The organism is Microbacterium sp. CFBP9023 (assembly GCF_034045055.1).
In the GTDB taxonomy this organism is placed as follows: Bacteria; Actinomycetota; Actinomycetes; order Actinomycetales; family Microbacteriaceae; genus Microbacterium.
Genome location: NZ_JAXCWI010000001.1, coordinates 1,357,740 through 1,372,468, shown reverse-complemented (window position 1 = coordinate 1,372,468; position 14,729 = coordinate 1,357,740). Strand labels below are relative to the sequence as shown.

Genomic DNA, 14,729 nt, shown 5'->3' with positions numbered 1-14,729 from the left:
ATGAGCAGTGACAGCAGAGATCCGTACATCCGACCGGAGGATGCTGTCATTCCGCCGCCTCCGCCCGAGTCCGAGGTTCCGGATGCGGTGATCCCGCCGCCTCCCGCGGAGTCCGAGATTCCGGATGCCGTCATTCCGCCGCCTCCGCCCGAGGCGATGCTTCCCAGCACTCGCCGGTCGCGGCCCAAGCCGGCGATCCTCACGGGCGATCAGCCGGCGCCGGTGGCCGACGACTGGGCGCAGCCGTCGGTGGCACCTGAGGTGCCGACATCCGGGGGATACCGCGCGCTGTCGGCGGTGATCTTCGGATTCCTCATCGTGCTGCTCGCGGCGGCGATCGCCGGTGCGGTCTACCTCGGCACGACGGTGTCGTTCGCGCAGTCGGCGGGTGCCCCGGATGTCGCCGCCGCCGCCGCCGCCGCGACTCTGTGGCGTGGGTGAGCTGCGACGCGACCCTGAGGTCGACGCCGCGTACGTGACGGTGGGCGCAGCGATCGCGGATGGCGAGGTCGCGAGAACCGTCGCGGTGAACCTGCCCGACGACATCTCCGGTGAGCTGTTTCTCGACTTCGATCGCGACGGCCACCTGCTCGGCATCGAGATTCTCGGTGCCTCCCGGTTGCTCCACCCGGAAGAACCGGGCGCCTGACCTTCGCGCCGTGCGACGCGTCCGCCGAGAGTGGCGCCAGTGCTTCCCTCAGCGTCTCCTCGAGGCCCAGATGTATGCGGGCACTGCGACTCCGACGACGACGACATGCATGACCATGAGCCCGATGACGGCGCTCCCCGTCGTTCCCGGGATGAAGTGGAGAACGAGCAGCAGGACGTCGGGGATGAACGACGCCATGGTCACGATCGGCACGAGGATCGAGAGCGTGCGGCGGGGGTTGCGGGCGCGGCGGCGCACGAGCGACCAGCCGATCCAGCCGACGACGATGCCCAGAGTCGTGAACAGGGCATAGGCGGGCAGTGTCAGCGGCCCGTATGTCGCCGGAGCGCCGGCAGCCACTGCGAGGAGGGCCACGACGGAGTTCGTCGCGATGGCCACGGCGATGGCGGCGGTGAGGATGAGTGCGGTGCGCAACCGGGATCCGGTGGTGCGCCGGTCTGCGCGGACGGCGGTGGTGACCATGACGGCTCCTTGGAGTGTGGTTCGGATATCCGGTACCGAGTAGTACCGGATATAAACGGTACTGCTCGATACCGGAATGTACAATGGGTCCGATGAGCGCAGATGCGATGACCAGACCGGCGGGGCGTCCTCGTGACCCCGGCGTGGAGGCGTCGATTCTCGAGGCGGTGCAGGATCTGCTGATCGAGAGCGGCTACGCCGGCACGACGATCGGCGCCGTGGCAGAGCGCGCCCGGTGCGGGCGTTCCGCGATCTACCGCCGATGGGAGACGAAGGCCGAGCTCGTCGTGGCAGCGGTCGGTGCGCTGCAGGTCGCTGCCGAGGTGCCGGACACGGGCACCCTCCGCGAGGATCTCCTCGCTGCGGCGATGCACTTCGCGAGGGCGGATGACCGCACGGCCGGCGTGCTCGCCAGCATCCTGAGCGAGATCGGACGCGACGACGAGCTGCGCGACATCGCCTATCGAGTGGTCGGCGGACCGCCCGTCGCGGCGCTCACGGCAGTGATCGAGCGATGGATCGAGCGGGGCGAGGTGCGTGCGGACGCTCCGGTCGCGCTCATCGCCGGCCTCGTGCCGACCGCGGCGTTCGGCAGCGTCAGCCTGCGGCGGCGCGCACTCGAATCGGATGCGGTGGTGCAGCTCGTCGACGAGGTCGTTCTGCCCGCTCTGCGCTAGGCGCCTCTCCGCGGCTCGCGACGGGGTCGGCGCTGTTCTCCTGGCGTGAGCTGCCTCGGGGTGCGGTTCCGACGCGCGGGAACGCCCCGTGCGCCGAAGCGAACGGGGCGTTCTGGGTGCAGCGGATGCGGGTGTGACGCCTCAGGCGTCGCGGCCGCGGGAGAAGCCGGCGTCGAAGCCGCGCTCGTAGGCGTGCTGCGCCGCGCGGGCGACGCGGTGCTCGCCGTGGCGTACGTCTCCGAAGCCACCGTGACCGTGACCACCATGGCGGTGGTCACGGTCTTCCGCGATGTCACGCGGGTGGCCGTGGTGGCCGTGGTGTGAGCGGCGTGCGTCCGCGAAGCGGTCGTGGCCCGGGTGTCCGCGGTGACCGCACCCGCGGCGGCGGAACTCGGCATCCGATTCGTGGTCGTGCTCGTGCTCGGACGCGAAGTCGGGTGCGACACCGTGATCGCGTCCGAACGGGTGCCGGTGGTGGCGGCCGAAACCGCGCCCCGGGGCGAATCCGGGTCCGAAACCGTGGCGGCCGAAGCCGCGGCGACGGCCGCGTCCACGAGGAAGCGGCGTCTGCTCGTCCCAGCCGAACGCGCGAGCGATCTGCTGGAGCGTGGCCAGTGTGGTCTCGAGGTCTTCGGGCCCGACCGCGTCGGTGACCTTGGCGCGGATGCCGTCGACGACGTCACTGAGCCGGTCTTTCGCCGTGCGGCCGTCGTCGGTGAGCGTCCAGCCGAGGTCGCTGTCGGTGTCGGCGACGACCCAGCCGCGCTCGACCAGGCTGTGCAGCTTGTGTGCGTTGAGGGGGCGGCGGGCCGGCGCGGTGCCGTCGATGATGTTCAGCATCCGCCAGTCGCGGCGGCTTGCATGCTCGCCGTCGAAAGCGGAGTCGAACTCGGCCGCCATCAGGCGGTCGACGGCCTTCAGCCAATAGCCGAAGGGGCGGGAGGTGCTGTCTGTGTTCTGAGTGTCAGAGGTGTTCATGGGTGGAGTCCTTAGATGTCATGGAGCATGTGCTTGTCGCTATGCATGTATATGTAGTGTGACATGTAGTGCAGATCCATGTCAAGTCGCATGTAAAATCGATCTGTGAGCGCCGCAGAGAACGACCCCGCCGAGGCCATCGCCCGCGCCCTGTCGCGCCTTCGCGGAAGGCGCCCCGGCGACCGTGGTCGCGGATCGCGAGGGATGGGCGGGCCGCACGGCTGGCACGGCGGACCCCACCCCGACCACCTCGAGCAGGGGAGTCACGGACGCGGGCACCCTGTGCACCCCGGCATGCCGCCGTGGGCGAACGACCCGTCTGGACGCTTCGGCGGCCCGGCGCGGATGCGGATGCTCGAGGCGCTCGCCGCGGCATCCGCTCCTCTCAGCGTCAGTGATCTCGGCGCGGCGATCGGAGTCGATCAGCCCCGGGCCTCGCGGCTCGTGCAACAGGGGGTCGCTCACGGTTTCGTGCGCCGCGAGGCCGACCCCGACGACGCGCGGCGCACGCGCATCGCGTTGACGGACGAAGGGCGCAAGGTCGCTCGGGGCATGCGCGGCGAGCGGCGGGAGGCGCTCGGCAAGGCGCTCGCCGCATTCACGGATGAGGAGCGCGATCAGCTCGCGACGCTGCTGAACAAGCTCGCCGACAACTGGGAGAACTGACTGGCGCGTGGCGGTACTGGCGGTCGGTGTGGGTAGGCGCTCGCCGGTGTTCCGGAATGCATGTCCAGTGTTCCGGAATATGCTTCTGAACTGGCCGAAAAGAGGCTGACTTCAGGGCTCGAATGTCGGTGGCCCCGTGTGTGATGGAGTCATGTCATCCCGCACTCGTGCCCTTCTCGATCAGGTCGTCTCCGACCTCGATCAGGTGCTGTCCGACGACGCGCTCGCGGGGCTTACGGATGCAGAACGGGTCGAGGTGCTGCAGGCTGCGAGCGCGGCGTTCCGGCGGGTCGAAGCCGTGGTGGTCGAGACGATCGCCGCAGGGGATGCGGTGGACTTCCCGCATGCCACGGGGTGCCGCACTCAGAACGAACTGCTGCAGCGCACCCTGCTGACAGACGTGCGAGAGGCGACGCGCGTCGGCAAGGTGGTCGCTCTGGTCCGCCGGGACGTGAATCTGGTGTCCGGCGATCGGCTGCCTGCTCGCTGGCCGGCGCTGCGGGAGGCGCTGCTCGATGGGGTGATCGGAGTCGCGGGGATGCTCGCCGCGACAGAGCCGATCGAGAAGGTGTCGCATCGCATCGGTGCCGCTGATCGGCTCGACGCCGACACGTGTCTCGCTCGCGCGGCTCGCGGCATCAGACCTGACGCCGAGGCGGGCCCCGACGGGGAGGTCCGTGGCCCGGCGCCCACACTCGATGAGCTGAAGCTGCTTGCTGAGACGCTGGTCGCGCTGCTCGACCCTGATGGAGACGGGCCGCGCGATGAGCCTGCCCGGCGTCGGGGGATAACCCTCGGGCGGGTGCGAGACGGGCTGCGGTCGATCAAGGGATACCTGACGCCCGAGGTCGCCGCGCAGTTGGAGCTGATCCTCGATGCGCTGAACAACCCCAAGGGGGACGGGCCGCCGATGCCCGGCGTCGCGTTCACGCCCGCGGCCGATCGCGGTGACGCGGAAGACGGCGATGCGGCAGACGGCGACGAGGATCCGTACAACTCCGATCCGCGTGCCGTCATCGATGACCGCACGCCGGCGCAGAAGCGTCATGATGCTCTCGCCGCGGCATTGGCGATCGCCGCCCGTCATCGAGATATGCCCGCACTCGGAGGCGCCGCACCGGTGCTGGTCGTGACGGTGGATGCGAACGACCTCGCGAACGGCACCGGGCGTGCGAGCGTCAGCGGTGCGTGGGGGCAACTGCCTCTGAGTGTCGCTTCCCACGTCGGATGCTCCGGCACCATCCAGCGAGTTCTCCTCGACGAGGGTCGGATCATCGGGATCACGACGACCGATCGGGTGTTCACCGTGCATCAACGCCGCGCGATCATCGCCCGCGACAGAGAATGCCTCATCCCCGGGTGCCATGTCCCGGCATCCTGGTGCGAGATCCATCACGTCACCGAACACGCCAGGGGCGGGCCGACGCACACCGACAACGGAGTGCCGTTGTGCTGGTGGCACCACCGGAGTCTGGGAACGTCCGGGTGGGAGATCCGGATGAATGACGGCATTCCGCAGGTGCGAGGGCCGAGGTGGTGGGACCCCGCACAGCAATGGCGCACGCCTCGGCTCAGCGCCTCGGCGCAGGGCAGAACGCGGCGGCCGCCCGTCTTCGCGCGTGCCGGATGAACTCTTCGCGTGTGCCGGATGAACTCAGACAGCTGCCCCGAACTCGAGAGACTCCTCGTCGTCGACCGACAGCGACAGCACCACCGTCTCGACGACGTCGTGCGCCTCGATCTGCTGCTCGATCGCGCGCAGGCTTCGAGCCACATCGTGCTCGCGCGCGTCACCGGTCAGGTCCACCTCGGCGACGATGAACAGGCGGTTCGGGCCCACGTACTCGATGTGCAGATACGTGAGCCGCTGGATCTGCGGAGACGAGAGCAGCGCCCGCCCGACTCGATCGCGCAGCGCGGGCGACGCGTTGGAGCCCACCAGAAACGCGATGTTGCGCCCGATGAGGATGACCGCCACGACGCCCAGCAGGATGCCGACGAGGATCGACCCGATCGCATCCCATGCGGCGACGCCGGTGACCTGGTGCATCGCGATCGCGCCGGCCGCGATCACGAGGCCGATCAGAGCCGCCAGGTCCTCGAAGAACACCGCCCGCAGCGTCGTGTCGCTGGTGTCGAGCACGTAGTCCCACGTCGACGATCCGCGCTCGCGTGCCAACCGTCGAGACTTCACCATCGCCTGCGTGAACGACGCGCCCTCGAGCACGAATGCGATGCCGAGCACGGTGTACGCGACGGTTGGGCTCTCGACCGGGCCCGTCTCGGACAGCTCTTGGACACCATGCATGATCGACACGATCGAGCCGGCGGTGAAGATGCCGAACGCCGCGATCAACGACCAGACGAACGCCGCGCGCCCGTAGCCCAGCGGATGCCGGGCATCCTTCGCCCGTGCACCGCGACGGTCGGCGATCAGGAGGAAGACCTCGTTGCCGGCATCCGCCCACGAGTGCGCGGCTTCGGCGACCATCGACGCGGAAGAGGTGATCACGGCCGCGACCGTCTTGGCGATCGCGACGAGGATGTTGGCGAGGAAAGCGATGATGACCGTCACGCGGTCAGGCTACTCCCGGGGCTACGACGTCCGCGGGCCATCACGATCAGGCCCGCTGTGTCGCCTTCACCGGCAGCAGCAGGAGGAACCCGGCGATCAGCACCAGCACGATGCCCAGGATGCCGTACGACGTCGACCCCGAGAGCACGATCAGCAGCGTCCACGCACCGGATGCCATCCAGCTCGCCGCCCGCCCGGTCGTGGCGTAGAGGCCGAAGATCTCGCCCTCGCGCCCGGCCGGGGTGATGCGGGCGAGGAACGACCGGGATGCCGCCTGCGCGGGACCGACGAATGCGCAGAGCAACAGGCCGCCGATCCAGAACACGACCGTGCCCGCATCCACGAGGAAGAAGACGGCGAGCCCCGCGATCACCATCGAGGCGAGCGAGATGAGGATGATGCGCTTCGGCCCGAAGCGGTCGTCGTAGCGGCCGGCGATGATCGTCGAGACGCCCGCGATGAGGTTCGCGGCGATGCCGAAGATCACGAGATCGAGGAAGGCGAAGTCGAACACCTGGCTGGCGATGACGGCTCCGAAGGCGAAGACGCCGCCGAGTCCGTCGCGGAACACCGCGCTCGACAGCAGGAACCAGAACGTCTGACGGGTCTCGGGGTTGCGGTAGAGGCCGACGACGTCCTTCACGAGAAGTCCGTAGGAGGCGAAGAAGCCGACCTTGCGCTCGGGGCGCCCGAGCGACGGCTCCGGCACGTTGAGGAAGATCGGGATCGAGAAGACGATCGCCCAGATCGCGCAGCCGACGGCGATGATGCGGAAGGGCAGCCCCCCGTCTTCCGGCAGGCCGAACCAGTCGAGCATGTAGAAGATGACGACCAGGACGAGAGCGATGATCCCGCCGATGTAGCCGAACCCCCATCCGAGCCCCGAGATGCGGCCCACGGTCTTGGGGTTCGCGATGCCGACGAGCATCGCGTTCGAGTTCACGGCAGCGATCTCGCCGAACACGGAGCCGGCCGAGATCAATGCGACGCCCAGCCAGAACAGCGCGGGCGTCGGCTCGACGAACCACAGGCCGAACATGCAGGCGACGAGCGCGCCGGTGCCGATCCCGAGCCAGAGCTTCTGGCGCCCCGCGGCATCCGCTCGCTGACCGAGCACCGGTGCGATCAGGAGGATCGCGATGCCGGCGATCGTCGACCCGAGGCCGAGCCCCGAGGCGAGATCGGCCTCAGCGGCTTCGCGGATCGGATCCTTGGCGTCGAGGCCCGCGATCGACGCCGGCAGGAAAGCCTCGGTCGTGAGGTACAGGGCCGTGAAGATGAAGGTCAGGATGACGGTGTTGAAAGGCTGCGTCGCCCAATCCCACAGCGCCCACGAGTAGACCTGCTTCTTCGGGGCCGGTGTCTCGCCGCGCAGGTCGAGGCCGATCACGCCGACCGCGCCGCTGTTGGCCGTCGCAGCGGGCTCGGGCACCGCGCCGCTCTGCGGGGAATCGCTCATGCTCGAAGTCTGGCGGCGCGGGGTGAACGGACGGTGACGGCGCGCCGGGTGCCGGTGCGAGGCGCGCCGCCCTCACGCGTACGACGCGGCGAGCAGCTCGGCGAACAGCTCTTCGGGGTCGCGTTCGACACGGCGGCGGGTGAACCAGTCGCAGATGTTGACGCAGTCGCGGTGCAGGAGATCCAGGCCTCGCGGGTTCGCGATGATGTCCACGATCTGCGGCAGGTCGATCACCCGCACCCGGCCGTCGTGCACGAGCAGGTTGTACGCCGAGAGGTCGCCGTGGGCGAAGCCCGCCGCAGCGAAGATCCGCATCAGGTCGACGATCTGGTCGTACAGATCCGCCAGCTCGTCCCGGTCGCTGCGCACCGCCGCCAGGCGGGGTGCCGCGACCCCGCTCGCGTCGCCGATGAACTCCATCAGCAGCTCGGTGCCGTTGACCTGCACGGGGTAGGGGACCGGCGCGCCGAGCTCCCACATGCGGCACAGCGCATCGAACTCCGCGAACGACCACTGCAGGGCGGCGACCGCCCGGCCGTGCTCGCTCTTCTTCGCGAGCGCCCTGGTGTCGCGGGTGTTCCTGGTGCTGCGGCCCTCGGTGTAGACGCCCGAGCGGTGGAAGCTGCTGTGATCGGTGTCGCGGTAGCGCTTGGCGGCGAGCAATGTGTGCTGGGCGGGGTCATCCGGCACCGCCCGTTCGAGCAGGAACACGTCGGCCTCCTTGCCGGTCTTCAGGATGCCGAGTTCGGTGTCGAGCGCGCCGGCGCTCGTCACCACCCAGGCCGGCCACGGCAGCGGCCCACGTTCAGAGGGGGTGATCGCCGGCCAGGTGGTCCAGCGCTGGCCGTCGCCGGGCTCGACATCGGCGAACGTCGGGACGGATTCGAAGGGGGAGGCGTCGAAGGTCGACGCACCGGAGAGACGGGAAGAGGATGCTTCGGAAGAAGCGAACAGATCAGACACGGTGTGGCTCCTGAAGAGGGAGGCCACGCGCGGATCAGGAGCGGGAGGCCTCGAGAGGAAGGATGTCGGCGAAGGGCACGACAGAGACGGTGGTCATGTCATCCACTCCTCTCGCTCTGGCCTTCCGGGAGAACCCCGGTGCGTCGTCGAGCCTAGGGTGCGGAGCCGACCGGTGTCCAGACCCGATCCGGACGAATGGTCGGATGCCGTGGACGCCGCGTCGGGCGGAGGGGCCGCAGCGCTGCGAGTGTAGAACCATGACGACGACCGCGCCCGTGCCCGTGACGACCGCCCGCACCGAGAGCATCCGCTACGGCGGGCTCATCGTGCTCATGCTGATGGGCTTCCTGCTCGTCACGGCGGAGTTCCTGCCGAACGGCGTGCTCACCGAGATGGCCGATGCGCTCGGCGTGACCCCCGGTCAGGCGGGACAGACCGTCACGGTCACCGCTCTCGTCGGCCTGATCGTCGCACCGACGGTGGGACTCATCTTCCCCCGCCTCGACCGCCGATCGCTGCTCGTCTGGATGGCGCTCGCCGCAGCGGTGTCGAACCTCATCGTCGCCGTCGCGCCCAACCTGATCATCGTCCTCCTCGCCCGATTCCTGCTCGGGGCCGCGATCAGCGCGTTCTGGGCGATGTCGATCACGGTCGCCGTGCGCCTCGCCGGACCCGAGCATCTCGGCAGAGGGGTCATGTTCACGTCCGCGGGCGTCTCGCTCGCCACCGTCGCCGGAGTGCCGCTGGGCGTGATGCTCAGCGAGATCGTCGACTGGCAGACGGTGTTCGCGATCGCCGGTGTGCTCATGGTGCTGCTGGCCGTCGCGCTGAGACTCGTGCTGCCCTCGGTGCCGGCGGAGCAGGCGTCCAGCATCCGACTCCTGGTCGACACGGTTCGCCGCCCCGGCATCGCACTCGGCATGGTCGGACACGTGCTCGTGGTGCTCGGGCACTTCCTCGCCTACACGTACGTGCGACTGGCTCTCGAGCGCATTCCCGAGGTCGACGGCTCGACGATCATCCTGCTGCTCGCGCTCTTCGGCGTCGGCGGTCTCGCCGGCAACCTCGGTCTCGGGTTCTTCATCGACCGCACGTTCGCCTTCTTCGCCGTCTTCGCGCCGCTCGTGATCGCGGCCTCGGTGCTGTCGATGATCTTCCTGTCGGGATCGGTCCTCGGCATCGCGATCGTCGTGCTCGTCTGGGGCTTCTTCTTCTCCTCCTGGCTGCTCGTGATCAACACCTGGGTGGGCCACCGCACCCCCGATCGCCTCGAGGCCGGGGGCAGCCTCGTGGTCGTCGGGTTCCAGGGGGCCATCACGATCGCCGCCGGTGTCGGCGGCCTGCTCGTCGACACGCTGAGCGTCGAGGTCGTCTACGTCGTGGGCGCGGCGGCTCTGCTGCTCGGTGCCGTGCTGTTCGGTGCGTCGAACCGGATGAGCACCGCGGCGGCGCGGCTCTGAGCCGTCTCGCCGTGCCCGGCAGGGCGGTCGCCGGGCTCAGGCCGGAACGGCGGTGAGCTGCGATGCCCGCCAGGCGGAGGGGGGCATCCCCGTGCGGCGGCGGAACGCACGGCTGAAACCCTCATCCGAGGCGTAGCCCAACTCGCGAGAGATCTCGCTGATCGACCGGCCCTCGCTCAGCATCCGCTTCGCCGCGTCGACGCGCACCTCGGTGACGTAGTCGGCGGGTGAGCGTCCGATCGCGCTGCGGAACCGCTCGGCGAACACCGACCGAGACATCGCGCCGACGTTCGCGAGGCGCTCGACCGTCCAGTCGCGTCCGGGCTGCTCGTGGATCGCCTCGACCACCCGGTCGAGGAACGGATCGTTCGACACCGAGGGCCAGCCGGCGGGCGCGCAACCGTTCGCCGCCCAGGCACGGATGACCGAGAGCAGAACGGTCTGAGCCATCATCCGGCAGATCACGGGATCGCCCTGACGCGAGGGGCAGGTGGCGGGGTCGGAGGGGCCCATGCTGCCGGCGAGCGCGGCCGCCGCCGGCTCGAGCGCGGCGAACGACATGACGGTGATCGGATCGGGAAGAAGCGCGGCGATCATCGAGGCGCTGTCCGAGAACTCCAGGTCGACGACCACCAGGTCGGCCGTCCCGTCGGCTTCGAGGGCGATCGCGGCGCGGCCGAGCGTCAGGAACGCGTCTCCGGCGACCAGGTTCGCGCTCAGCGGGCGATCGTCCACCGCGACGAGCTGGGCCGCGTCGTCGACGTCGAGGCGGCATCCGGTGGTCAGCGGGGGGTGCCCGTGCACCGAACCCGATGCGATGTACACGAGGGTGGCGGCACCCGAGGCGATCGGCAGGATGCCGCCGGTGGCGAGTGCGACGCGACGGGCGACACCGAGGCGGAGGTCGACGGCGTCGAGCACCTGCCCGAGGGCTGCGGAGTCGACGGTCACCATGCCTTCGGCAACGCCCGGGCGTTCATAGCTATTCCGGATACGCTGAAGGAACCCCCACCCGAGGAGTCCCGTGTTCCGCACACCCGACCGCCTGTTCCGAGTTCTCGCGATCGCGGAGGCGATCACCTGGACCCTTCTGATCTCGGCGCTCATCGCCCGTGCCGCCGGTGCCCCGGGGGTCGTCGTGACGGTGGGCGGTGGCATCCACGGGTTCGTGTTCCTCGCCTATGCGGCGACGGCCGTGCTCGTCGCGCTCAACCAGCGCTGGCACCTCGGCGTCGCGATCCTCGCCGTGGCGAGTGCGATCGTGCCCTACGCGACCATCCCGATGGAGATCTGGCTGCACCGCACCGGTCGGCTGGCCGGCGACTGGCGCCTGGAGCAGACCGACGACCCGCGCGACGCGCGCTGGTACGACCGTCTCATGCGCTGGTTCCTGCGTCGCCCGTGGGTGCTCGCGATCCTGCTCGCCGTCGGCATCGTCGCGCTGTACGTGATCCTGCTGCTGGTCGGCCCGCCCGGCGGCAAGTGAGCCGAGGCCCGGCTCACGAGATGACGACGGCGTTCTTGTCGATCACCTCGGCCATCGTCGCGTCGATGTCGCCACCGGTGCAGTCGACGATCACGTAGAGTCCGACCCCGGTCGCGGTGAAGGCGCGCGCCGCCATCGCCCACTGGCGGTCGGCCTCCTGCCCGAGGACCTGCCGGTTCTCGACCTCGGCATTGCCGCCGACCTGGTAGCTGAAGCCTCCGGTGGTCGACAGCGGGGTGATCGCGGCGGCATCCGCCTCGCCCAGGATGACGGCGAGCATCGCATCGGAGCTCACGCTGTCATCGCCGGCCACGGTCGGCACGTCGGGGATGAGCCCCTGCCAGAACTGCGCGGTGCACGTGTCGTCGACCGTGCCGTAGGTCCAGCCTCCGTTGCCGTCGTCCGGCTTGACGATCTTCCAGCCGTCGTCGACGACGAAGCCATCTCCCCACTGGATGTAGGCGCTCGCCGGGATGTCTGCGCCGTCTGCGAAGGTCATCGACGACGGCAGATCGCCGGAGGGCTCGTCGGAGGGCTGCTCGGACGGAATCGCGGTCGGGGAGGGATCGGGTCCGTCGCCGTCGGGGACATTCACCGGGATCTGCGCATACAGGCACCCGCTGAGCGGCAGCACGGCCAGCGCGACCACCGAGGCGGCGGCGAGGCGGACGAGCGGCGAGACCTGCGAGATGCGCGTCATGCCGGTCAGCCTAGCCCTCGCTGCGGGCACCGAGTCAGTGCGCTGTCGCGATCCCGACCGCGTCATGCACGATCACGGACGCGACCCTCGCGCCGGCCCCCGCGGCGACGATCAGTTGCTGAGGGCCGGGGATCGCCGCATCGCCGGCGGCGTAGAGCCCCGGGACGTCGGTGCGCCCCGACCGGTCGGTGACGAGGTGCCCGTCGTGGTCGATGGCAGGCGCGAATCCGCGGAGGAACGACAGATCCGTCTCCCACTCGGGGCGCACGAACCCGCCCTCGACCGCGACGACGGTGCCGTCGGTCAGTCTGATCGCCTCGATGCGGCCGCGGTCGCCGACGAGCTCGGCGATGGGAAGCCGCTGCACGGCCACCCCGGAGGCGGCGAGCTCGGCCTCTTCGGCGGGGCTGACGGTGTCGGCTCCGAGGGTGAAGATCGTGAGATCCTCGGTCCAGCGCGCGATGAGGCGGGCTCGTTCGGCGATGTCGGGGGTCTCGCCGATGAGCGCGAGTCGTCGGCCGCGCAGCTCCCACGCGTCGCAGGCGGCGCAGCTGAACAGGCTGATGCCGTAGAAGCCGCGGAGGTTGGGGACGTCGGGGAGGGTCTCGCGCAGGCCCGTCGCGAGCAGCACGGTCCGGGCGGTCACCACGTCGGTGGGATCCTTGCGCCCCACGGACGCCGTGAACCCGCCGGCCGCATCGGCATCCGCACCTGCATCCGTCCTGCGGAGTTCGAGCACCCTGACGCGTGTGCGCACCTCGATGTTCGGGTAGGCGGCGAGCTCTTCGCGGGCCATGCGACGCAGCTCGTGCGGGGCGACTCCGTCACGGGTGAGGAAGCCGTGGGAGTTCAGCGTGGCGGCGTTGCGCGGGCGATCGGCGTCGACCACGAGCACCCGCATGAGCGAACGGCCGAGATTCAGGGCGGCGGAGAGGCCGGCGGGGCCACCGCCGATCACGAGCACGTCGTAGGTGTCCGCCTCAGCAATTCGCACGTCCTCAGTCTGCCATCTCGGAGCTGAGGGTCGCCTAACTCGCGGTGGCCTCGGCGTGCGGGCCGAGCATGACGACGTCGCCGACGACCACGACCGCGGGGGAGCGCACCTGCCGCTCGGCGGCGAGATGCGCGATCGTCGCGAGCGTGCCGACGGTGACGCGCTGCCGTGCGCCGAACCCGTCCTCGATGATCGCCACGGGGCAGTCCCCGCCGCGCTCGCCGGCCGCGAGGACGTGCGCCGAATGGCCGAGCGTGTTCACGCCCATCAGCAGCACGACGGTGTGGTCGCGTCCGCCACCGAGCGCGACGATCTGATCATGTGCGCTGGCGACGGTGAACGTCTCGGCGATTCCGCGCTGCGTCAGCGGGATGCCGGCGAGGCCGGGCACCGCGACCGCGCTCGTCACCCCGGCGACCACCTCGACGGGAATGCCGGCAGCCTCGCAGAAGAGCTGCTCTTCGCGACCGCGGCCGAAGACGAACGGATCGCCGCCCTTGAGCCGCACCACGCGGCGCCCGTCCCCGGCAAGCGAGACGAGCAGTGCGTTGATGCCGTCCTGCGGCACCGGGTGGTGACCGGGGAGCTTGCCGACGTCGACCACCTCGGCATCCAGCAGGACTCCGTCCTCGGCGAGCTGCGCGAGCACGGCCCGGGCTCCGAGACGGTCGGCCACGATAACGTCGGCCTGCTGCAGCGCGCGCAGACCGCGCAGAGTCAGCAGGCCCGCGTCGCCGGGTCCGGCACCGACCAGCGTGACCGTGCCGACTCGGGAGGGCGTGTTCGGGGTCATGACCGTGCGGCAGTGGCGGGCAGTCGAGCCGCCGCCTCGTCGTATCGGGCGATGACGAGGTCGATCAGCGGCTGCGGCACCGTCACGCCGTCGAGCAGGGGCGCGGTGACCGAGCGTCCTGCGGTCTGGCTGATCGTGAGGTCGAAGAAGAAGCCCTGCGCGAGCAGATAGGTCGAGACGACCGCGTCGGGGTGCGCGGCGATCGATGAGGGCAGGTCGGGCTGCCGGGCCGCGAGATAGGCGAGCTCGACCTTCGCGCCGAGTCGCAGCGAGAGCAGGGAGGCCATGGCCTCGGCATCCGTCACCGACGCGGGGTCGCGAGAGCCCGCCACCGCGAGGATCACCGGCTCGAGCCGTGCCGCGTCGGCGGACGTGGCGGAGGCCGCACCTGCTGCCGCGAGTCGATCCGCGAGCACCTCGGCGAGCCGGGGGTCGGGTCCCATCGCGTCGCTGACGACGGCGTCCGGCTTCTTCGCCGCCATCCCGTGCAGGTCGTGGTGCACGTGGAAGCCGCGCGACAGCAGCAGCGGCACGATCACGACCGGCCCCTCGATCGTCGGAAGGAGGTCGGCGGCATCGGGCTGCTGCACGTCGACGAAGGCGCTGCGCACCTCGACGTCGGGAAGCGCGGCGGCGACCGCATCGACCAGGTCGGCGATCGCCCGGGCACCCTCGGCATCCGAGGTGCCGTGCGAGACGGCGAGCAGGATGGGGCGGCTCATGGTGCGACTGTAGGCGAGCCGTGTGACGACGGTGTTTCGAGGATCTCGCGGCACCTCGGGTGCGAATGTGCGCGTCTGGTCGCAAAGTTGAGCCGGGTTGTATCAACTTCATTTGACAGCCTCG

At 70.0% G+C, this 14,729-nt stretch carries 17 protein-coding genes; 7 read left to right on the top strand and 10 right to left on the bottom strand.

The window, feature by feature from the left end:
- Both SOM10_RS06655 and SOM10_RS06650 read left to right on the top strand, forming a co-directional pair.
- Window positions 1-441 (top strand): hypothetical protein, encoded by a 441-nt coding sequence (locus SOM10_RS06655; RefSeq protein ID WP_320489071.1) that lies wholly within the window; start codon window positions 1-3, stop codon window positions 439-441.
- Window positions 434-649, top strand: coding sequence for a DUF2283 domain-containing protein (locus SOM10_RS06650; protein WP_230100931.1), 216 nt, complete (start codon window positions 434-436; stop codon window positions 647-649). The genes SOM10_RS06655 and SOM10_RS06650 overlap by 8 nt, the downstream gene beginning before the upstream one ends.
- 48 nt (window positions 650-697) lie before the next feature.
- Here the strand turns inward: SOM10_RS06650 and SOM10_RS06645 are convergent, their stop codons facing one another.
- On the bottom strand, window positions 698-1,132 hold the full coding sequence (locus tag SOM10_RS06645) for a DUF6069 family protein (RefSeq protein WP_320489069.1): 435 nt from the start codon (window positions 1,130-1,132) through the stop codon (window positions 698-700).
- A gap of 92 nt (window positions 1,133-1,224) precedes the next feature.
- Between SOM10_RS06645 and SOM10_RS06640 the strand changes: the two genes are divergently transcribed.
- Entirely contained in the window at window positions 1,225-1,809 is a 585-nt protein-coding gene (locus SOM10_RS06640) for a TetR/AcrR family transcriptional regulator (RefSeq protein ID WP_295101196.1), read from the top strand.
- Between the two features lie 141 nt (window positions 1,810-1,950).
- Here SOM10_RS06640 and SOM10_RS06635 read toward each other — a convergent pair whose 3' ends face one another.
- Window positions 1,951-2,787: a hypothetical protein gene (locus SOM10_RS06635; protein ID WP_320489066.1), complete on the bottom strand. Its 837-nt coding sequence runs from the start codon at window positions 2,785-2,787 to the stop codon at window positions 1,951-1,953.
- A 105-nt stretch (window positions 2,788-2,892) separates the two neighbouring features.
- On the opposite strand from SOM10_RS06635, the gene SOM10_RS06630 reads away from it, so the two are divergent.
- Window positions 2,893-3,453, top strand: a complete 561-nt coding sequence (locus SOM10_RS06630; protein ID WP_320489064.1) for a MarR family winged helix-turn-helix transcriptional regulator — start codon at window positions 2,893-2,895, stop codon at window positions 3,451-3,453.
- 151 nt (window positions 3,454-3,604) lie between these two features.
- Window positions 3,605-5,083, top strand: a complete 1,479-nt coding sequence (locus SOM10_RS06625) for an HNH endonuclease signature motif containing protein (RefSeq protein WP_320489062.1) — start codon at window positions 3,605-3,607, stop codon at window positions 5,081-5,083.
- Between the two features lie 24 nt (window positions 5,084-5,107).
- On the opposite strand, the gene SOM10_RS06620 is transcribed toward SOM10_RS06625, so the two are convergent.
- From SOM10_RS06620 to SOM10_RS06610, 3 genes are all read right to left on the bottom strand, one after another.
- Window positions 5,108-6,028 carry a cation diffusion facilitator family transporter gene (locus SOM10_RS06620; protein WP_053098074.1) on the bottom strand — a complete coding sequence of 307 codons (921 nt, stop codon included), beginning with the start codon at window positions 6,026-6,028 and terminating at the stop codon, window positions 5,108-5,110.
- 46 nt (window positions 6,029-6,074) lie between these two features.
- The gene (locus tag SOM10_RS06615; protein ID WP_053098073.1) at window positions 6,075-7,487 is read right to left on the bottom strand and encodes an MFS transporter; all 1,413 of its coding nucleotides are present in this window, start codon (window positions 7,485-7,487) and stop codon (window positions 6,075-6,077) included.
- Window positions 7,488-7,559: 72 nt separating this feature from the next.
- Complete coding sequence (locus SOM10_RS06610) at window positions 7,560-8,450, bottom strand: serine protein kinase RIO (RefSeq protein WP_320489059.1); 891 nt, start codon at window positions 8,448-8,450, stop codon at window positions 7,560-7,562.
- A gap of 257 nt (window positions 8,451-8,707) precedes the next feature.
- Here SOM10_RS06610 and SOM10_RS06605 point away from each other — a divergent pair, with 257 nt between their 5' ends.
- Window positions 8,708-9,910, top strand: coding sequence for an MFS transporter (locus SOM10_RS06605; RefSeq protein WP_320489057.1), 1,203 nt, complete (start codon window positions 8,708-8,710; stop codon window positions 9,908-9,910).
- Window positions 9,911-9,946: 36 nt separating this feature from the next.
- On the opposite strand, the gene SOM10_RS06600 is transcribed toward SOM10_RS06605, so the two are convergent.
- Window positions 9,947-10,864: an AraC family transcriptional regulator gene (locus SOM10_RS06600; protein ID WP_320489056.1), complete on the bottom strand. Its 918-nt coding sequence runs from the start codon at window positions 10,862-10,864 to the stop codon at window positions 9,947-9,949.
- A 70-nt stretch (window positions 10,865-10,934) separates the two neighbouring features.
- Between SOM10_RS06600 and SOM10_RS06595 the strand changes: the two genes are divergently transcribed.
- Window positions 10,935-11,396, top strand: a complete 462-nt coding sequence (locus SOM10_RS06595; protein ID WP_320489054.1) for a DUF3817 domain-containing protein — start codon at window positions 10,935-10,937, stop codon at window positions 11,394-11,396.
- A 13-nt stretch (window positions 11,397-11,409) separates the two neighbouring features.
- Here SOM10_RS06595 and SOM10_RS06590 read toward each other — a convergent pair whose 3' ends face one another.
- The 4 genes from SOM10_RS06590 to SOM10_RS06575 are packed head-to-tail and all read right to left on the bottom strand — an operon-like array spanning window position 11,410 to window position 14,605.
- On the bottom strand, window positions 11,410-12,096 hold the full coding sequence (locus SOM10_RS06590; protein ID WP_056275289.1) for a hypothetical protein: 687 nt from the start codon (window positions 12,094-12,096) through the stop codon (window positions 11,410-11,412).
- 34 nt (window positions 12,097-12,130) lie between these two features.
- Complete coding sequence (locus SOM10_RS06585; RefSeq protein WP_320489051.1) at window positions 12,131-13,090, bottom strand: NAD(P)/FAD-dependent oxidoreductase; 960 nt, start codon at window positions 13,088-13,090, stop codon at window positions 12,131-12,133.
- A 34-nt stretch (window positions 13,091-13,124) separates the two neighbouring features.
- The gene (gene cobA / locus SOM10_RS06580; RefSeq protein WP_320489050.1) at window positions 13,125-13,883 is read right to left on the bottom strand and encodes a uroporphyrinogen-III C-methyltransferase; all 759 of its coding nucleotides are present in this window, start codon (window positions 13,881-13,883) and stop codon (window positions 13,125-13,127) included.
- Window positions 13,880-14,605 (bottom strand): sirohydrochlorin chelatase, encoded by a 726-nt coding sequence (locus SOM10_RS06575; protein WP_320489049.1) that lies wholly within the window; start codon window positions 14,603-14,605, stop codon window positions 13,880-13,882. The genes cobA and SOM10_RS06575 overlap by 4 nt, the downstream gene beginning before the upstream one ends.
- Window positions 14,606-14,729: the final 124 nt, after the last annotated feature.

What these genes read in the sequence shown, in the direction of transcription:
- SOM10_RS06575 (WP_320489049.1), bottom strand. Translation starts at nt 14,605, where the DNA reads ATGAGCCGCCCCATCCTGCTCGCCGTCTCGCACGGCACCTCGGATGCC.
- SOM10_RS06605 (WP_320489057.1), top strand. Translation starts at nt 8,708, where the DNA reads ATGACGACGACCGCGCCCGTGCCCGTGACGACCGCCCGCACCGAGAGC.
- SOM10_RS06645 (WP_320489069.1), bottom strand. Translation starts at nt 1,132, where the DNA reads ATGGTCACCACCGCCGTCCGCGCAGACCGGCGCACCACCGGATCCCGG.
- SOM10_RS06615 (WP_053098073.1), bottom strand. Translation starts at nt 7,487, where the DNA reads ATGAGCGATTCCCCGCAGAGCGGCGCGGTGCCCGAGCCCGCTGCGACG.
- SOM10_RS06625 (WP_320489062.1), top strand. Translation starts at nt 3,605, where the DNA reads ATGTCATCCCGCACTCGTGCCCTTCTCGATCAGGTCGTCTCCGACCTC.
- SOM10_RS06590 (WP_056275289.1), bottom strand. Translation starts at nt 12,096, where the DNA reads ATGACGCGCATCTCGCAGGTCTCGCCGCTCGTCCGCCTCGCCGCCGCC.
- SOM10_RS06635 (WP_320489066.1), bottom strand. Translation starts at nt 2,787, where the DNA reads ATGAACACCTCTGACACTCAGAACACAGACAGCACCTCCCGCCCCTTC.
- SOM10_RS06655 (WP_320489071.1), top strand. Translation starts at nt 1, where the DNA reads ATGAGCAGTGACAGCAGAGATCCGTACATCCGACCGGAGGATGCTGTC.
- cobA (WP_320489050.1), bottom strand. Translation starts at nt 13,883, where the DNA reads ATGACCCCGAACACGCCCTCCCGAGTCGGCACGGTCACGCTGGTCGGT.
- SOM10_RS06600 (WP_320489056.1), bottom strand. Translation starts at nt 10,864, where the DNA reads ATGGTGACCGTCGACTCCGCAGCCCTCGGGCAGGTGCTCGACGCCGTC.
- SOM10_RS06640 (WP_295101196.1), top strand. Translation starts at nt 1,225, where the DNA reads ATGAGCGCAGATGCGATGACCAGACCGGCGGGGCGTCCTCGTGACCCC.